We start from the raw sequence: 17,611 nt of genomic DNA on the forward strand, positions 1-17,611 counted from the left end.
ACGGCTATCAACCGCGACAAACTATTTCAAAACATCCTGAGCCGAGGTTCTGATGCGCTCCCATGACGGCCTTGCCTGACCATGCAGGCACCTTTCCTACGCCGCCTTGGTCTGGCAGCGCTCATCGCCATTGTCCTTCTCGGGATCGTTATCACGATCATCCATGAACATGGGGCATCGCATTCCGATCGGCCGAGAGCCCAGCTCGCCCGTGAGAACGGTATGGTTATCGTAACCGATGACTCCCCGCTCATGAAGCGTTTGCATGTCGAGCCTGTGACAACGAGCAGGCTGGCCCATGGGTTGCGTGTGCCCGGCATGATTCAGGCACAGCCGACACGCAGCATCAATATCCTGACGCCGGTTACGGGCCATGTAACGGCAACCAGCCTTCAGCCCGGTCAGATCGTGCACAAGGGGGATGTTCTGGCGGTTCTGGCCTCTGGCGATCTCGATCAGGCCTATGCCGATCTGCTCAAGGCGCGGGCGCAGGAGACCTATCAGGCGCAGGTGGTCAAACGCGCCCAGGAGGTTCTCTCCATCGGGGGCAATGCCCGCAAGGATCTGGACTCTGCCAGCAACGATCTGGCTCAGGCCCGCGCCGAGCGTCAGCGTGCCGAGCGTCGTCTTGAATCCCTCAACAGTCGCACTGACCAGGATGGCGAGGGTCTGGTGAGACTGGTGGCACCGATAGACGGGCTGGTGGCCAGCACCACGCTGGCACCGGGTGTGAACATCACGGATGCCACAGCCGTTCAGGCGGTTCTGCTCGATATCTCCCAGGTGCAGATCGACGCTGAAATTCCTGAGGAGTCCGCGGGTATGGTGTCCGTTGGCCAGCCGATGAATGCTGCCATCAGTGCCCTGCCCCGCCGGCACTGCGTAGCGCCCGTCCAGTCGATCGACCCTGCCCTGCACAGCGATACGCGCCGGGTCATCGCACATATCCTGTGCGATAATCCTGATGGAGCCCTGCGCCCCAACATGTTTGCCGATGTCGAGATTGCGGTTCAGCAGCCGGACATGGTGATCATCCCCAAGACCGCCCTTCTGATGAACAACGACCGCCTTACGGTCTTCGTGCAGGATGGTGCTCCCATGCATTTCCGCCGTCGCGCCGTAACGGTCAGCTATGATGAGGGGGAGAGCGTCCGCGTTCTCTCGGGCTTGCAGGGTGGTGAGCATATCGTCACGCGTGGCGCCATTCTTCTCAACGATAACGACTGATTTGTCAGCGCCGCAGATGAGAGCTTCCTAATCCGTGATTGCGACCCTGATTTCCTGGTGCTTTGCGCGCCGCCATATCGTTTTCATCTGCGCCGTGTTTCTGGCTCTTGCGGGCGGTTATGCCTGGCGTGTGTTGCCCGTCGAGGCCTATCCCGATCTTGGGGCGGTCAATGTGCAGGTCACGACCCAGGTTTCCGGCCTGGCCGCCGAGGAAATGGAACAGCAGGTTACCGTGCCGCTGGAACGGGCTCTGGCAGCCGTGCCGGGCGTAACCGAGAGCCGTTCGAGCAGCACGTTCGGCCTGTCGCTGATCACCCTGATCTTTCATGACGGCATCGATGTGTTCACGGCGCGCCAGCTGGTGCTGGAACTGCTCGGCACGGCGAGCATGCCCGATGGCGTGACCCCGCAGCTTGGCCCGATCACCGGACCTGCCGGCGAGATTTTCCGCTACACGCTGGAATCGGATTCGATGGATCTGATGCAGCTTTCGGACGTGCAGCGCTGGATTGTCATCCCTACGCTTCAGCGTGTGCCGGGCATCGTCAACGTCAATAATTTCGGCGGTCTGACGCGCGAGTATCAGCTCGTGCTCAAGCCGGACGCCCTGCTGCGTTACGGGCTGAGCACCGATGACGTGGTCAACGCCATCAAGAACAACAACGCCAATGCGGCGGGCGGGCGTATCACGCGCGGTGAGCAGTCCTATATCGTGCGTGGTGTGGGCATGATCCACACGCTGGACGACATGAAGCGCATCGTCGTGGCGCAGCATAACGGCACGCCGGTGCTGCTAAGCGATCTGGGGCAGGTGCAGTTCGGGCATCAGATCCGCGAAGGTATTCTGGGCAAGGACAATAATCCCGATACCATCGAGGGCATCGTGACCATGCTGTCAGGTGCCAACCCCTCGCTCGTTCTGGACAACGTGCATCACGTGGTGGACGGGCTTCAGGAGCGCCTGAAGCCGCTCGATGTACGGCTCGTTCCCTATATCGACCGCGATAATCTGGTGAAGGCCACCACCCATAAGGTTGGCGAGACCATGGTCGAGGGTATCGGCCTCGTTCTGGTCATTCTGACTCTCTTCCTCGGCAGCCCCCGCAGTGCGGTCGTTACTGCCGTCACCATTCCGCTCGCGCTTTCCACCGTTTTCGTGCTCATGCATTTCTTTGGCATGGCGGCCAATCTGTTCTCGCTCGGGGCCATCGATTTCGGTGTGATCGTGGACGGGGCCATCGTGATTACCGAGGCGATCCTGCGCCTGCGCGAGGAATCACCCAAGGCCACCCTGACCAGCACCGAAGTCCTGAGCGTAGCGCGTATCGCGGGACGCTCGATCTTCTCCTCCACGCTCATCATCATCGTGGCCTATTCGCCGCTCTTCGCGTTCGAGGGGAGCGAGGGCAAGCTGTTCCGGCCCATGGCCTATACGGTGAGCTTTGCGCTCATGGGGGCGCTGGCCTGTGCCCTCTGCCTGATCCCGACGCTGAGCTATCTGGCTTTGTACAAGCCAAGACGCATCTGGCATAACCGCCCGCTCGAAGCCCTGCATCATGCCTATGAGCGTGGGCTCAATCATATGCTGGCCCGCCCGCTCGTGACCTATATCGGGGGTGGTGCTGCGCTGCTTTCGGTGGTCATTCTGGGGGCCACGGTCGGGCGCGAATTCCTGCCCGATCTGGACGAAGGCGCGCTCTGGCTTCAGGTGCAGTTGCCCACCGGCATTTCGCTGGATGAAGGCAGCCGTATTGCAAGCGAGGTTCGCTCTGCGGTCCGCGAATTTCCCGAGACTTCCTACGCCATCACCCAGCTTGGTCGTAACGATGACGGCACCGATCCGTGGACGTTCTCGCACATCGAAATGCCGGTCGGTCTCAAGCCCTATGACCAGTGGGCCAGCGGCGAGACCAAGGCCCAGTTCATCGCCCGCCTGCGCGAGCGTCTCTATCAGATCCCCGGTATCAGCTTCGGGATCAGCCAGCCGATTCAGGATGGCATGAACGATCTGGTGGGCGGTGCCCATTCGCCGCTCGTGCTGCGTGTCTATGGCAATGATTTCCACGAACTGCGCCGCATTGGCCGTCAGATCGTGAATATCCTGCATGAGGTGCCTGGCACGACCGATGCCTCGATCTTTCAGGAGCCGCAGATTCCGCAGCTGATGGTGACGCCACGCCGCGAGCAGGCGGCACGTTATGGCATCAACGTGTCCGACATCAGTACTGTCGTGCAGAACGCGATTGGCGATGGCGCCATCACACAGGTCTATGTGGAAGATCGCGTGTATAACGCGACGCTGCATGTAGGCTCGCATGATCTGACCGATCTGGCTTCCATACGCGCGCTTCCCCTGCGCTCGACCGAAGGCGCCCCGGTGACACTGGCCGAGGTGGCCGATGTCGGGCTGCATATGGGTGAGAGCAATATCGCCCATGAGATGGGGGAGCGTCAGATCACCATTCGCGTCGATAATGGTGTGCGCCCGCTCTCGCAATATCTGGAGGACGCGCAAAAGCGCATTGCCTCAGAGGTGCATTTCGACCCCCGCAAATATCGCCTGCAATGGGCTGGCAGCTTCGAGCAGGAGCAGCGTGCGCAGGCCCGTCTGGGCGTGGCGTTGCTCGTGATGTTCTCGATCATGCTGTTGCTGCTTTTCATGGAGTTCGGGACGTTCCGTCATGCTGTGCTGGTGCTCAGTGTTGTGCCGCTGGCCACGCTGGGCGGGCTCATTGCGCTGCATCTGCGCGGAGAGACACTCAATATCGCGACGGCTGTGGGCTTCATCGCGCTGTTTGGTGTGGCGGTGCAGAACGGCATCATCATGATTGCGGCCATCAACCGCCATCATCGCGCGGGGCTGAGCATCCATGATTCCGTGCTGGCCGGTGCAGCTGAGCGTTTCCGCCCCGTGCTGATGACGGCTACGGTTGCCAGCGCAGGCATGCTGCCCGCAGCACTCGCAACAGGCGTCGGCACCGACGTGCAGCGTGGTCTGGCGACGGTTGTCGTGGGCGGGCTCGGCATTGCAACCCTGCTCACCCTTTTTGTTCTGCCGGTCTTCTTTTTCGAGCTGGAGCATTACATCGAACGCCGCAAGGCGCGCCGTTCGGGAGGTGTGTCATGAAACGCCGTGTGCTTTTGACCTGCGCCGCCAGTCTGGCGCTCTCGGGCTGCGCCATTGGCCCGAATTTCCATCGTCCTGACATGCTCAGAACGGGTGGTTACCAGAGTAAGGCCCTCCCGGCCTCCATTCATGGCACGACCGGAACCGGCTCAGCGGGAGCCGCTCAGACCCTGACAGCCGGGGCCGATCTGTCGGGCGCCTGGTGGCAGGCGCTGGGTGTGCCGCAACTCGATGCCCTGGTCACGCGGGCATTGCAGAACAACCCGTCACTCAGATCAGCACAGGCGACGCTCAAGGCTGCCTATGAACAAACCAAGGTCGCGGGCGCACCCTTGCTGCCCAGCATCTCGGCCTCATTCAACCCGACACGCAACAAGACGTCCAAGGCGCTGTCACCTGTGCCGGGCAATAATGACTATTTGTATAACCTGCACACGCTTCAGCTGAACATTTCCTATCAGCCCGATCTGTGGGGCGGGTTACGCCGGCAGGTGGAATCCCAGGCGGCGCAGGCGGAAATGCAGCGCTTCCAGCTGATTGCCACCACCAATACGCTGATCAATACGCTGATTGTCTCGCTCATCACGCAGTCGAGCCTCAACGCCCAGATCAACGCCACGAGCGACATCATTGCCAACCAGCAGAAGCTTCTTGGTGTGATGGAAAAGCAGTTCAGGCTTGGGGATATTTCGGAAGCCCAGCTTCTGGCCCAGAAAGCCGCGGTGACCCAGGCGCAAGCGACCTTGCCCCCTTTGCATCTGCAGGCCGAGCAGGCTCACGATCAGATTGCTGCGCTGGTCGGCACGACGCCCGACGAGGTGTTGCCCGAGATTCCGCTTGAGGCCTATCGCCTGCCCGCGACCCTGCCGGTCAGCCTGCCCAGCGCGCTTCTGACCCAGCGCCCCGACATACGCGCTGCAGAATCGCAGATGCACAGCGCCAGCGCGCAGGTGGGCGTCGCCATTGCCAACCGTCTGCCTAATGTGCAGCTTTCCGCGACGCCGGGTCAGGCCATCAATGCCATGAGCCAGTTCTTCACCCCCGGCTATGGCAACTGGTCGATCGGCGCGATGGTGGCCCAGCCGATCTTTCAGGGTTTTGAGCTGATGCATCTGGAGCGTCAGGCGCGCGCCAATCTTCTGGCGGCCACCGAGCAGTACAAGAACACCGTGCTGACCTCGATGCAGAACGTGGCCGATACACTGCATGCCCTTCAGGATGATTCCGACGCGCTTACCATCAGCGCAGCCAATGAGGATGCGGCTGTGCGCAGTCTGCGCATTTCACAAAGCCAGATGTCCTATGGCGATATCAGCCCGGTGCTGCTCCAGGCGGCGGTGCAGATCGAACTTGAGGCGCGGCTCAACCTGATTCAGGCCAGAGCCACGCGCTTTACCGATAGCGTCGCCCTGTTTCAGGCTCTCGGGGGAGGGTGGTGGCATCGTAACGATACCGCTATGAAGGTTCCCTCGACAGACTGGCACGCGGCGTTCTGACCCGGTTCGGATTTCCGTGCGCCCGGCGCGCTTCAGGAGATCCGACGCTTATGAGATTCCCCCGCTCCTCACGCCTCGCCCTGATGGGGCTTGGCTGCCTTCTTGCCTCGACAACGACTCTCGCGGCCCCTGCTCCGTCGGACAACAAAGCTGCGGCCGCGTTCGATCGCCTTCTGAATGAGGAGTGGCAGTACCAGCTCAAAAACGCGCCTGAACTGGCGACATCGATTGGTGATTACCGTTACAATGACCGCTGGAGCGATCTGTCCCTCGCCCATATCAAGGGGTCCGTGCCTGTTCTGACAGGCTTTCTGAAGAAGTTCGAGGCTATCGCGCCAGCGTCACTCGATGACCAGCGACAGATCAGCCGCGCGATGATCATTCAGCAGATCCAGGACACGCTCGAAGGGATCCGTCTCAAGACCTATGAGATGCCGATCGACCAGATGAATGGTGCCCAGCTGGAATATCCGGGTTTCGTTTCGAGCATCCCCTTCGACACCACGAAGCAGTATGAGGATTATCTTGCTCGCCTGCGCGCCATCCCCAAGGCGATCGATCAGGTGATCGCCCTGGCGCGTCTTGGCGAGAAAGACGGATTGATGCCGCCGCGCTTCCTCCTTGAGAAGGCCGAGCAGCAGGTGGAGCAGATTGCGGCACCGGCTGGCGAAAAGAGCCCGTTTGGCGAACCCGTCACGAAATTCCCGGTCGCTGTGCCCGCTGCCGATCAGGCGCGACTCCGCAAGGCTATTCTGACGGCTATCGATCATGATGTGCGCCCGGCCTATCAGCGCCTCGCGACCTTCATGAAGCAGGGCTACACAGCGCATGGCCGCGCTCAGGATGGTGTATGGGCCCTCCCCGGTGGTGATGCGCTTTATCGCTACGACATCCGCACCCTGACCACCACCACCATGTCCCCCAAGGAAATCCATCAGCTCGGGCTCGATCAGGTTGCCAGGATCGAGGGTGAAATGGGCGAGATCGCTCATAAGCTCGGCTTTGCCGACCTTGCAGCCCTGCGCGCTTCGGTAGCCAAGGATCCCAAGCTCTACGCAACGTCGCGCGAGCAGATCATCGATCTGTACCGCAAGTATATCGCGCAGATGGAGCCCGCCCTTACCCGCGATTTCGACAAGATCCCGACCACGAAGCTGGAAGTACGCCCCGTCGAGCGCTATCGCGAGGCTGAGGCTGCCGGTGCCGAATACCATCAGGGAACGCCCGATGGTTCACGCCCCGGCATCGTGTTCGTCAACACCGGCGATTTCGCCAAGCGCGATATCTACACGATCGAGGATACCGCCTATCATGAGGGTGTTCCGGGTCATCACTTCCAGATCTCCACCGCTCAATCCCTGCCGCTGCCGCCTTTTCGCCAGCAGGGTTTCTATAATGCCTATATCGAGGGCTGGGCGCTGTACGCCGAGGGTCTTGGCAAGGAGCTGGGCTTTTACAAGGATCTCTACAGCGATTATGGCCGCCTGAATGGCGAGCTGCTGCGTGCCGATCGTCTGGTGCTCGATACCGGTGTGCATGACCTGCACTGGACCCGCGCCCAGATGCTGGAATTCTTCCATGCCCATCCGCCCACCAGCGAGCCGGACATGCAGGCCGAGACCGACCGTTATATTGCCTGGCCCGGTCAGGCACTGGGTTACATGCTGGGCCAGCAGACCATTCTTCGCCTGCGCGAAAAGGCAAAGACGGAACTGGGACCGAAATTTGACATCCGCAAGTTCCACGATGTCGTTCTCTCCGGTGGCGCCCTGCCGCTTAACCTTCTTACCGACCGGGTGGATGCCTGGATCAAGACAGTGAAAAGCGAAAAGTAAGACCCTGGAGGCGCGGGCACTCGCCTCGATAGTGGATGGTCGCTCTTGTAAAAGCGACGCTTCATGAGCAGGGATGAGGGCAGGGCAAAGCCTCGCACTCGTTCCTGAGCGCTCTGATCCATAGGGCGGCTTTCAAAAAAAAGATCTTTCGGGATTTCTGTCGTTTCCAGAAGGGCGGGAAACGGGCAGGATCGGGAGGATATGTCGCTGACTGCTCCTTCCCCCGCCAAGATATCTCCTGATGCATCAACGGTTCAGGATTCGGAACCTGCGGTTGATCTGAAGGCCACCCGACCCGCGCGTTTCGTTCATGGCAGCATCATGCGTCATGTCATCGTGATGGCGGGCACAGGGGCTATTGGACTGATGGCCGTCTTTGCGGTCGATCTGCTCAATTTCTGGTATATCTCGCATCTGCATGACCCGGCCCTGACTGCGGCAATCGGTTTTGCCGCTGCGCTGGGCTATGTTCAGGTAGCGGTGTCGATTGGCATGACCATCGGGCTCGGGGCAGTCATTGGCCGGCTCATCGGTGCGCGTCGGATCATCAGGGCGCGGCGGTTTGCCTCGGCGTTCATGGTCGTCATGATCGCGGTGACGGCCGTGCTGGGCTGTCTGACAGCGGTTTTCGCCTCGGCGTTTCTGGCCCTGCTGGGTGCGCGAGGAGAGGCTCTGGCGCAGGCAACCGGGTTCCTGCATCTGGTTTCACCATTCCTGCCCCTGGTCTGTTACGGCATGGCGCAATCAGCGTTGCTGCGCTGTGTGGGGGATGCCCGTCGCTCCATGCAGGTGACGCTGGTGGGCGCTTTTGTCTCGGCGATTCTCGACCCTATTCTGATTTTCGGGTTCCATATGGGGCTGACCGGGGCGGCGATCAGCACAATTCTCTCCCGCAGCGCTGTGGTGCTGTTTGGCTTCGTGAGCCTGCGTGAGCACCGTATGCTCGAATGGCCACGCCTATGGGCCATTGCTCCTGCAACGCGTCAGATCGGTGCTGTGGCCTTGCCTGCCATTGCGACAAATCTGGCAACCCCTGTTGGTGGATTGTTCACCACCCATTTTATGTCCGGGTTCGGGTTGGAGGCAATATCCGGGCAGGCGACGATCGATCGCATCGTGCCGGTCGCCTTTGCTTTCGTTTTTGCCCTGACCGGATCGGTCGGGCCGATCATGTCGCAGAATCTTGGGGCAGGGAAGAAAGACCGGGTACGCGAGACGCTCTATGCCTCGCTCAAGCTGACCGGACTTTGTGTTTTGCTCACCTGGGCCATTCTGGCTGCATTTCACACCCCTATCCTGCACCTGTTCGCCTCCAAGGGGGTGGCAATCCGGATCGTCACGCTGTTCTGCTGCTGGCTGGTGGCGAGTTATTTCTTTGTGGGGCTGCTGTTCGTCTCGAATACGGCCTTCAATAATCTGGGCCATCCGCTCTATTCGACCGCGTTCAATTGGGGCCGGGCCACGCTGGGAACGATCCCGTTTGTCTGGATCGGATCACATTATGGTCCGATAGGCATTCTGGTCGGGCAGTCGCTGGGTGTGGTTCTGTTTGGCAGCTTTGCTGCGCTGACCGCCTTTAGGGTGATCAAAAGGATATGAATGCTGAATGGCAATCACGCGCTGTTGACCTCTGTGGGGGTAACCTCACGCGGGTTATTTTGATTGCCACAAGCGAAAACTGGAGGCGGTCCCAGCAAGGATGATCCAAGACTAAAGTATTGGATTTATTAACCGCAGAGAAATCCAGTAAAAATCATATGATCATCTATATATTGATTTATAAAATATAGGTAAATCCATATATAATCCATCATTCAAATATATAAATAAAAAATCTGAGAATAAATATGGGAAATTTCTAAATATATAGCCACATTTATTTTAATATATATTTTACTATGACTTGTGGCATACATTTGTTATAGATAAGCAATATGATGCCACTCTAGCGCATTTTGTTATATATATCATCTTTCCACACTGCCCCCTCAGATTGTAATCAGTAACCCTCGGCGTGGGGCAGATTGGCCCGAATGCTGCCTGTATTGAATGCTGTGACTGAGAGTAGCAATGCGTATATTATTGACAGGTGGGTGTGGTTTTATTGGATCTGCCGTGGTCAGGCATCTGATCCGTCAAACCTCACATGAAGTCCTCAACGTGGATTGCATGACCTATGCGGCCTCGGAAGAGACCGTGGGCGAGGTCGCGGCGGACCCGCGTTATCGTCATGCGGCTGTCAATATCGTCAATGGTGTCGAGCTCCAGAAGCTGTTCGACGAGTATCGTCCTGATGCCGTCATGCATCTGGCAGCCGAAAGCCATGTCGATCGCTCCATCGACGGACCTGGCGTTTTTGTCGAGACCAATGTAACCGGCACCTATGCGCTGCTCGAAGCTGCCCGTCGCTACTGGCAGACCCTTGATGCCGCAGCGCAGAAGGCCTTTCGCTTTCATCACATCTCGACCGACGAAGTCTTTGGGCATCTCGAGCTCGATGATCCGCCGTTCACCGAGACGACCCCCTACGATCCGCGCAGCCCGTATTCGGCATCCAAGGCTGCTTCGGACCATCTCGTGCGCGCATGGTATCACACCTATGGGCTGCCGACCTTCGTGACGAACACCACGAATAACTACGGCGTCTGGCATTTTCCCGAGAAGCTCATCCCGCTGGTGACGATCAACGCGCTCGAGGGCAAGGAATTGCCCGTGTATGGCAAGGGCGAGAACATTCGTGACTGGTTGTTTGTCGAGGATCACGCCGAGGCACTGGTCAAGGCCGTTGAACAGGGCCAGCCGGGCGAGACCTATGCCATTGGTGCCCGTCAGCCGCGCACCAATCTCGATGTCGTCAAGACCATTTGCGCCGTACTCGACGAGTTGTCGCCCGATCCGGCAGGTCCGCGCGAGCGTCTGATCCGTTTTGTGACGGATCGACCCGGCCATGATTTCCGCTACGAAATCGACCCCAGCCACGCCGAGAAGGCTCTGGACTGGAAGGCCAAGCACGATTTCGAAACGGGTATCCGCCGCACGGTTCAATGGTATCTTGATAACCGCAACTGGTGGGAAGGCATTCGCGCCCGCCGCTACACCGGACAGAGACTGGGAACAAAAGCATGAACGCCATCGCTGCATCCAAGCCGATGAAGGGCATTCTTCTGGCCGGTGGATCAGGCACACGCCTGCATCCCATGACGCTGGCAACCTCGAAGCAGCTCCTGCCGGTTTACGACAAGCCGATGATCTATTATCCGCTGACCACGCTCATGCTGGCTGGCATTCAGGATATCATGATCATCTCCACGCCCCATGACCTGCCGCAGTTCAAGCGCCTGCTTGGCGACGGATCGCAGTTCGGCGTGCGTTTCGAGTATCGCGAGCAGCCTTCTCCCGATGGTCTGGCCCAGGCCTTCCTCATTGCAGAAGACTGGATCGATGGCTCGCCCTGCGCTCTGGCGTTGGGTGACAACCTGATCTTTGCCGACCATCTGGGCGTGCTGCTGCGCGCAGCAGCGTCCCGTCCCGAAGGGGCAACGGTTTTCGCCTATCAGGTGCGCGACCCCGAGCGTTATGGCGTGGTCAGCTTCGATGAGAGCGGCCGTGCCCTTGGTATTGTCGAGAAGCCCACAGAGCCTGAGTCGAACTGGGCTGTGACCGGTCTCTATTTCTACGACCATCGCGTTGTGGAATTTGCCAAGAAGGTCAAGCCGAGCCCGCGCGGTGAACTCGAGATTACCGATCTGAACCAGATGTATCTGGAAGAAGGCACATTGCAGGTCGATCGTCTGGGTCGTGGCTGTGCATGGCTTGATGCCGGTATGCCGGACAGCCTGATGCAGGCAGGTCTGTTCGTTCAGACAATCCAGTCCCGTCAGGGCATGCTGGTTGGCTCACCGACCGAAGTCGCCTATCGCATGGGCTTCATTGATCGCGAACAGCTCATGATTCAGGGCAACGCGAAGAAGAAGACCGAGCTGGGCCGCATGCTGCTCGAGCTGGCAAACCAGTCTCATTCTGGCCGCAACTAGGAGCAGGTTCATGAAAGTCGAACGTCTCGCCATTCCTGACGTCATCCTCGTCACGCCGCAGCGCTTCAGCGACTCACGCGGGTTCTTCTCGGAAACCTACAACCATCAGAAGATGGTCGAGGCCGGGATCGATCTGACCTTTGTGCAGGACAATCAGAGCCTTTCCGTTCAGAAGGGCGTCGTGCGCGGCCTGCATTGCCAGGTTGCGCCTTATGTTCAGGGCAAGCTCGTGCGTTGCACCAAGGGCGCGATCTGGGATGTGGCAATTGATGCCCGCACCGGCTCGCCCACCTACGGCAAGTGGGTTGCAGCGGAATTGTCAGAGGAAAACTGGTCGCAGCTCTGGGTCCCGCCGGGCTTCCTGCATGGGTTCGTGACCCTGCAGGAAAACACCGAGGTTCAGTACAAGTGCACGTCGCTTTACGACAAGGCGTCGGAACGCGCGGTTATCTGGAACTGCCCGCATCTGGGCATTGACTGGCCAATCAGCGCAGATGAGGTTGTTCTGTCCGACAAGGATCAGGTTGCGCCCCATTTCACTGAAGCCAAGGGATGGTTCCAGTATTCATGAGCACGGCATCTGAAAAAACGATCCTTGTCACGGGTGGGCAAGGTCAGCTCGCCACGTCGCTGAAGACCCTTGGCGGAGATCGTGTGATCGTTGTCGGTCGTCCCGAATTCGATCTCGCCAACCCGGAGACCATGGCAGCGACGCTGGCGCGTTACACGCCCGCTCTGGTGGTGAATGCGGCCGCCTGGACGGCTGTGGATCTGGCGGAAAGCGAGATCGCGGGCGCAGAAGCCGCCAACGAGACCGGTCCGGCCGAGCTGGCACGTCTCTGCGCGGCGCAGGACATTCCGCTCATTCATGTCTCGACCGATTATGTGTATGCCGGTGACAAGGCCTCGCCCTATGTCGAAACCGACCCTGTCACGCCACAGACGGTTTACGGTCGCACCAAGGCGGCAGGTGAGCAGGCCGTGCTGAAGGCGCAGCCGAAGAGCGTGATCCTGCGTACGGCCTGGGTTTATTCCGGGCATTGCAAGAACTTCGTGCGTACCATGGTCAATGCCGGGGCGAAGAACACGCATCTGAAGGTTGTGGGCGATCAGTATGGTTGCCCCACCAATGCCGATGATCTGGCCAAGGCCATTCTGGGCATTGCGGACCAGATCAAGGCCGGTTGGCAGGACAGGTTTGCCGGCATCTATCATGCCTGTGGCACAGGTGAAACAAGCTGGCACGGACTGGCGGTGGCTGCTCTTGAAGAGGCCGTGCGTCATGGTCAGACGATGCCGGTCGAGGTGACCGCCATCCGCACGCAGGACTGGCCTACCCCGGCCAAGCGCCCGCAGGATTCACGCCTCGATTGCAGCAAGCTCGAACAGGTCTTCGGTATCCGCTTGCCTGAATGGCGCAATGGCGTTGCCCGCGCTGTTGACGAGCATTTTGCGGCGCAGTCGGCCTGAGCGTGGCGCGGGGCAATAGTGTTCTGACCTCACCACCGCATCTTTATGCGGTGGGGGGGCGTGATACGGAGCGGGCGGCCTCGGTGCCGCCCGTTGCGATTCTGTTGTCTGTCTATAATGGTGAGGCGTTTCTCAACCAGCAACTCGACAGCTTCCTGGCACAGACAGAACGCAACTGGTGCCTCTACTGGCGTGACGATGGCTCGCATGATGCCTCACGCGCCATCATGCTCTCCTTTCAGGAGCATCGTGGTCAGGGGCGCTGCGTCGAAATTGACGCCGAACCCTGCAATATCGGTGTTGCCCTTTCCTATGCGCTTCTGCTCGATGCGGCACCTCCGGATGCGCTGATCGCATTTGCAGATCAGGACGACGTCTGGGTTCCCGAGAAACTGCAATGGGGCCGTCAGGCCCTGAGCGGCTGCGAGGGACCTGCCCTTTATTGTGCGCGTCAGTTTCTGACCGATGAGTCTCTTACGGTTTTGGGACCTTCGCTACCGCTTCGCCGTCAGCCTGATTTTCGTACGGCTCTCATCCAGAACCTGGCCACGGGCCATACTGTCCTGCTCAACTCGGCGGCGGCTGCGCTGATACGTTCCACCCTGCCACCCATGGGTATACTCCATGACTGGTGGAGCTACGCCCTCGTTCTGGGTATGGGGGGACAATTCATCTTCGATGAGCGCTGTGTGGCGCTTTACCGGCAGCATCGTCGCAATGCAGTCGGGGTCGAACGCTCAATCCTGACCCGTGGCCTGCGTGCCATACGGCGCGGCCCCAAATCGTTCATGGCCCTTCATGTCGCGCTGATGACGCATCTTCTGCAACCCGATCTCTCGGTACATCTCAAGCCGGAATCACGGGCATTTCTTCTGCGTTTGCGCGAGGCGCTGGGCGGCGGCATCAGGGAGCGACTGCGTTTTTTGATCAAGGAACGCGGCTTTGTGCGCCAGCGTATGGCCGAGACGTGGCTGTTCCGGCTGTGGTTCCTGCTTTACGGCAATTCCAGTCCGAAAGCCTGACAGCTCTCGCGCATGAAACCAGGAGGGGTTGCCCGCGCACTCACCTGATCATCGCGCAAAGACAGATCGAGCGAGCGGCTCATGAGGTGCAGGGCACCCTGTCCGCCGCCATAGCGTTCATCACCCAGAATGGGGCAACCCAGCAGCGCACAATGGACGCGCGCCTGGTGAGTGCGCCCTGTCAGCAGGGTCAGTTCAAGAAGGGCATGCGTCCTGCCACGGGACAGAACCCGCCATGAGGTGCGGGCGCTTTGTCCTTCGGGGTGCGTTTCCATATGCCAGCCAGCCTGCGTACTTACCTTGCGCAGGGGAGCGTCGATCAGACCTTCATTCTCCGTCGGACCGCGATGGACGACCGCCCAGTAGGTCTTGCGGACGTTGCCTGAGGCAAAGAGCGCCTGTGCCTCCACAAGGGCCTGCTTGCGCAGGGCAATCATCAGACAGCCGGAGGTGTCTGTATCGAGGCGGTGAACCAGCCACGGGCCATCCTTGCGACGCGACAGCAGGGGAAAAAGCGCCTCGACAGAATGGCGTGCCTTGGGCCCTGGATGGACTGGAAGCCCGGCAGGTTTGTCGATCACGACCAGGCGCGGGCTCTCATAAAGAACCGGATAGGGAAAGCGGTCGCTTATCGCATGGTCGGTCATCGGGCGGTCAGGCATTGGGGCGGTCAGTCATCGTACAGGCTGGGCATGAAACGGCGTCAGGGCAGGGGAGGGGGGTCAGTCCTCGTCGCGCTGACGGCGGGCGAGGACTTCACGCTTGCCCACATGATTGGCAGCGCTCACGATCCCTTCCTTCTCCATCTGCTCGATGATCTTGGCCGCGCGATTATAGCCGATCGACAGGTGACGCTGGATGAATGAGGTCGAGGCCTTGCCCTCACGCGTTACCAGATCGACAGCCTGATCGAACAGGCTGGATTCGGCATCGTAATTGCCGCCACCCATACCGTTTCCGCTCGACGAGGCGCTTCCACCTTCATCCTCGAGGCTGGAAATCACCTCGTCGTTATAGACAGGCTCGCCCTTGCTGCGCAGATCGGCCACCACATCCTCGACCTCGCTATCGGCTACGAAAGGCCCATGCACACGGGTGATACGGGCCGCGCCCTGCATGTAGAGCATGTCACCCTGACCCAGAAGCTGCTCGGCACCCTGTTCACCCAGAATGGTGCGGCTGTCGAATTTGCTGATCACCTGGAAGGAGATACGCGTCGGGAAATTGGCCTTGATGGTACCGGTAATCACATCGACCGAGGGGCGCTGCGTGGCCATGATCACATGGATGCCGGCCGCACGGGCCTTCTGCGCCAGACGCTGCACCGCAGCTTCGATTTCCTTGCCTGCCACCATCATCAGATCGGCCATTTCGTCGATCACGACCACGATATGCGGCATTGTCTCGAGCGCAAGCTGCTGTTCGTCGAAAACCGGCTGGCCGGTCTCGGGGTCGAAACCGGTCTGCACGCGACGCGTCACCAGTTCTCCCGTCGAACGGACCTGACGCACGCGCTGGTTATAGCCCGTGATGTTGCGCACCTGCAGATGCGCCATGGAGCGGTAGCGCTTGTCCATCTCGCGCACGGTCCATTTGAGCGCAGCCACCGCCTTGTTCGGCTCGGTGACGACAGGCGTCAGCAGATGCGGAATCCCGTCATAGATCGAGAGTTCGAGAATTTTCGGGTCGATCATGATCAGGCGGCACTCTTCCGGCGTGAGCCGGTAGAGCAGCGACAGGATCATGGCATTGACGCCCACCGATTTGCCCGAACCTGTGGTACCGGCAATCAGCAGATGCGGCATCTTGGCCAGATCGGCATAAACCGGATTGCCCGCAATGTCCTTGCCAAGCGCCAGACGCAGCTGCGCCCCCGGTTCATGGAATTCAGGTGTATCCAGTAGCTCCGAAAAATACACCGTCTCGCGCGAGGCATTGGGGACTTCGATACCAATGACATTGCGCCCCGGCACGGTGGCTATACGCACACTCAGCACCGAAAGCGAGCGCGCAATATCATCCGCCAGACCAATCACGCGGGCCGAGCGAATACCGGGTGCCGGTTCGAGCTCGTAAAGCGTGACCACCGGGCCGGCGTGGATATCGCCAATCTGACCCTGCACACCGTAATCGGACAGAACCTGCTCCAGCAGGCGGGCATTGGCCTGCAAGACCTCATTGGACGGGCCATTGCCGCCATGAGCGGGCGCCTTGCGCAACAGACCCAGCGATGGCGGCTGCCAGCCTGTATTCTCCCAACCCTGACGGGCGGCGGGTGCAGGCTGGGGCTGAGCGCTACGCTCGGAGCGTGCGCGACCAAAACCGAAAAACCCGCGCCTTGGCTCTTCCTCCTGCTGGGGTGGCGGGGCGTGATCTTCGGTGAACGGGGCCGCGTCCTCGATTTCAGCATAGCGCGTGACGGCAGCAGGCCGTGGCGCGCTGTCCTGATCACGGGCGATCTGGGCCAGCTGCATGGCATAGGGATTGGAAGGGGCGGGTTCGGGAGCCGGTGCCGGTTGCGGGTTTGTCGCCTGCTGGCGCAGGGCCGGAACCGGCTCTTCTATCTTGTCAGGGGGTTGCAACCATCCGGTATTGGCCGGGATGAACGGTGCGCGCGCGGTGTCCTGGCTCCGTCTTGGTGTAGGGTAGGGGTGCTCGTGGCGATAGGCGTTGGCCTCGACCGGCTCATAGCTGCTCCAGTCCGGCGGTGCAGAGTGGCGGGCCTTGTTGCCCATGCGCCGCGCCAGATTTTCGGAGCTGCGGCCAACGGAACGGGCACCGCGGAACAGTGCGCGCCATTCGCTGCGACGCAATCCGACAGCCAAAGGAACAAGCAGGATCGTCAGCAGCAGACCGAGCAGCGAAAACACTACGCCGCCGGCTCGCCCCAGCGCTGCATGGCCAGTCGCGACCAGATGATCAGCAAGAACGAGCCCGAGTTGCCCCCCCAGCCCCGCGCGAGACGGCCAGCTTGTGGTCAAGGCCGGTATCAGGACCTGCAAGGTGGCAATCAGCGCGGCCGCAACAGGCAAAAGACAGAAAAAGGCGATGAACCGCAGGATCGGCACGCTCAGCGCATGGTGGCGTACGATCTGCCAGGCCCAGCACAGCATGACGATAATGGGCAATGCACTGGCTAGACCCAGCCATTGCACCAGGGCATCGGCCAGCGTCGCGCCGGGCTGACCCAGCAGGTTTGTCGGTACCGCTGTCGTGGCTGTGTCGAATGAGGGATCCTGCGGATTGTAGCTCCACAGGGCCACGCCCAGCGCCAGGGCAAGGGCCAGCAATATGAACCCGCCAAGCTCCGTCAGCCTGTCCTGAAACGGGCCGCGCTGCCGTGGCGCTGTCGTGCCTGATGAAAAGAAGCGGCTGAACGAGGCCAAATTCGCGTCTTCCT

At 60.1% G+C, this 17,611-nt stretch carries 12 protein-coding genes; 10 read left to right on the top strand and 2 right to left on the bottom strand.

Translation table 11 applies throughout. The annotated features are described in order from the left end of the window. Window positions 1-81 precede the first annotated feature (81 nt). From P5689_RS07780 to P5689_RS07825, 10 genes are all read left to right on the top strand, one after another. Window positions 82-1,227, top strand: a complete 1,146-nt coding sequence (locus P5689_RS07780; protein WP_023978297.1) for an efflux RND transporter periplasmic adaptor subunit — start codon at window positions 82-84, stop codon at window positions 1,225-1,227. Between the two features lie 34 nt (window positions 1,228-1,261). Further along, window positions 1,262-4,354 (top strand): efflux RND transporter permease subunit, encoded by a 3,093-nt coding sequence (locus tag P5689_RS07785; protein WP_035444340.1) that lies wholly within the window; start codon window positions 1,262-1,264, stop codon window positions 4,352-4,354. Then, window positions 4,351-5,850, top strand: coding sequence for an efflux transporter outer membrane subunit (locus P5689_RS07790; protein WP_023978299.1), 1,500 nt, complete (start codon window positions 4,351-4,353; stop codon window positions 5,848-5,850). Before P5689_RS07785 ends, P5689_RS07790 begins: the two co-directional genes overlap by 4 nt. Window positions 5,851-5,900: 50 nt before the next feature. Next, window positions 5,901-7,685, top strand: a complete 1,785-nt coding sequence (locus tag P5689_RS07795; RefSeq protein ID WP_285532696.1) for a DUF885 family protein — start codon at window positions 5,901-5,903, stop codon at window positions 7,683-7,685. Window positions 7,686-8,006: 321 nt separating this feature from the next. Further along, on the top strand, window positions 8,007-9,284 hold the full coding sequence (locus P5689_RS07800; protein ID WP_035444374.1) for an MATE family efflux transporter: 1,278 nt from the start codon (window positions 8,007-8,009) through the stop codon (window positions 9,282-9,284). A 471-nt stretch (window positions 9,285-9,755) separates the two neighbouring features. Further along, on the top strand, window positions 9,756-10,811 hold the full coding sequence (gene rfbB / locus P5689_RS07805; RefSeq protein WP_023978300.1) for a dTDP-glucose 4,6-dehydratase: 1,056 nt from the start codon (window positions 9,756-9,758) through the stop codon (window positions 10,809-10,811). Beyond that, on the top strand, window positions 10,808-11,719 hold the full coding sequence (gene rfbA / locus P5689_RS07810) for a glucose-1-phosphate thymidylyltransferase RfbA (RefSeq protein WP_035444338.1): 912 nt from the start codon (window positions 10,808-10,810) through the stop codon (window positions 11,717-11,719). The genes rfbB and rfbA overlap by 4 nt, the downstream gene beginning before the upstream one ends. Window positions 11,720-11,729: 10 nt before the next feature. Continuing rightward, window positions 11,730-12,290: a dTDP-4-dehydrorhamnose 3,5-epimerase gene (gene rfbC, locus P5689_RS07815; protein ID WP_062163628.1), complete on the top strand. Its 561-nt coding sequence runs from the start codon at window positions 11,730-11,732 to the stop codon at window positions 12,288-12,290. After that, window positions 12,287-13,189: a dTDP-4-dehydrorhamnose reductase gene (gene rfbD, locus P5689_RS07820; protein WP_023978301.1), complete on the top strand. Its 903-nt coding sequence runs from the start codon at window positions 12,287-12,289 to the stop codon at window positions 13,187-13,189. Before rfbC ends, rfbD begins: the two co-directional genes overlap by 4 nt. A 2-nt stretch (window positions 13,190-13,191) precedes the next feature. Next, on the top strand, window positions 13,192-14,211 hold the full coding sequence (locus P5689_RS07825) for a glycosyltransferase (RefSeq protein WP_023978302.1): 1,020 nt from the start codon (window positions 13,192-13,194) through the stop codon (window positions 14,209-14,211). On the opposite strand, the gene P5689_RS07830 is transcribed toward P5689_RS07825, so the two are convergent. Both P5689_RS07830 and P5689_RS07835 read right to left on the bottom strand, forming a co-directional pair. Continuing rightward, the gene (locus P5689_RS07830; protein WP_285532698.1) at window positions 14,184-14,873 is read right to left on the bottom strand and encodes an RNA pseudouridine synthase; all 690 of its coding nucleotides are present in this window, start codon (window positions 14,871-14,873) and stop codon (window positions 14,184-14,186) included. The genes P5689_RS07825 and P5689_RS07830 overlap by 28 nt on opposite strands. 60 nt (window positions 14,874-14,933) lie before the next feature. Next, a complete protein-coding gene (locus tag P5689_RS07835) occupies window positions 14,934-17,597 on the bottom strand; it encodes a DNA translocase FtsK (RefSeq protein WP_023978304.1) in 2,664 nt (887 codons plus the stop codon). Window positions 17,598-17,611: the final 14 nt, after the last annotated feature.

This window comes from Asaia sp. HumB (assembly GCF_030263835.1).
Taxonomy (GTDB): domain Bacteria; phylum Pseudomonadota; class Alphaproteobacteria; order Acetobacterales; family Acetobacteraceae; genus Asaia; species Asaia bogorensis.

Excerpts from the sequence above, each read along its gene's own strand:
- P5689_RS07790 (WP_023978299.1), top strand. The coding sequence starts at position 4,351 with ATGAAACGCCGTGTGCTTTTGACCTGCGCCGCCAGTCTGGCGCTCTCG.
- P5689_RS07780 (WP_023978297.1), top strand. The coding sequence starts at position 82 with ATGCAGGCACCTTTCCTACGCCGCCTTGGTCTGGCAGCGCTCATCGCC.
- P5689_RS07795 (WP_285532696.1), top strand. The coding sequence starts at position 5,901 with ATGAGATTCCCCCGCTCCTCACGCCTCGCCCTGATGGGGCTTGGCTGC.
- P5689_RS07800 (WP_035444374.1), top strand. The coding sequence starts at position 8,007 with ATGCGTCATGTCATCGTGATGGCGGGCACAGGGGCTATTGGACTGATG.
- rfbC (WP_062163628.1), top strand. The coding sequence starts at position 11,730 with ATGAAAGTCGAACGTCTCGCCATTCCTGACGTCATCCTCGTCACGCCG.
- rfbD (WP_023978301.1), top strand. The coding sequence starts at position 12,287 with ATGAGCACGGCATCTGAAAAAACGATCCTTGTCACGGGTGGGCAAGGT.
- rfbB (WP_023978300.1), top strand. The coding sequence starts at position 9,756 with ATGCGTATATTATTGACAGGTGGGTGTGGTTTTATTGGATCTGCCGTG.
- rfbA (WP_035444338.1), top strand. The coding sequence starts at position 10,808 with ATGAACGCCATCGCTGCATCCAAGCCGATGAAGGGCATTCTTCTGGCC.
- P5689_RS07830 (WP_285532698.1), bottom strand. The coding sequence starts at position 14,873 with ATGCCTGACCGCCCGATGACCGACCATGCGATAAGCGACCGCTTTCCC.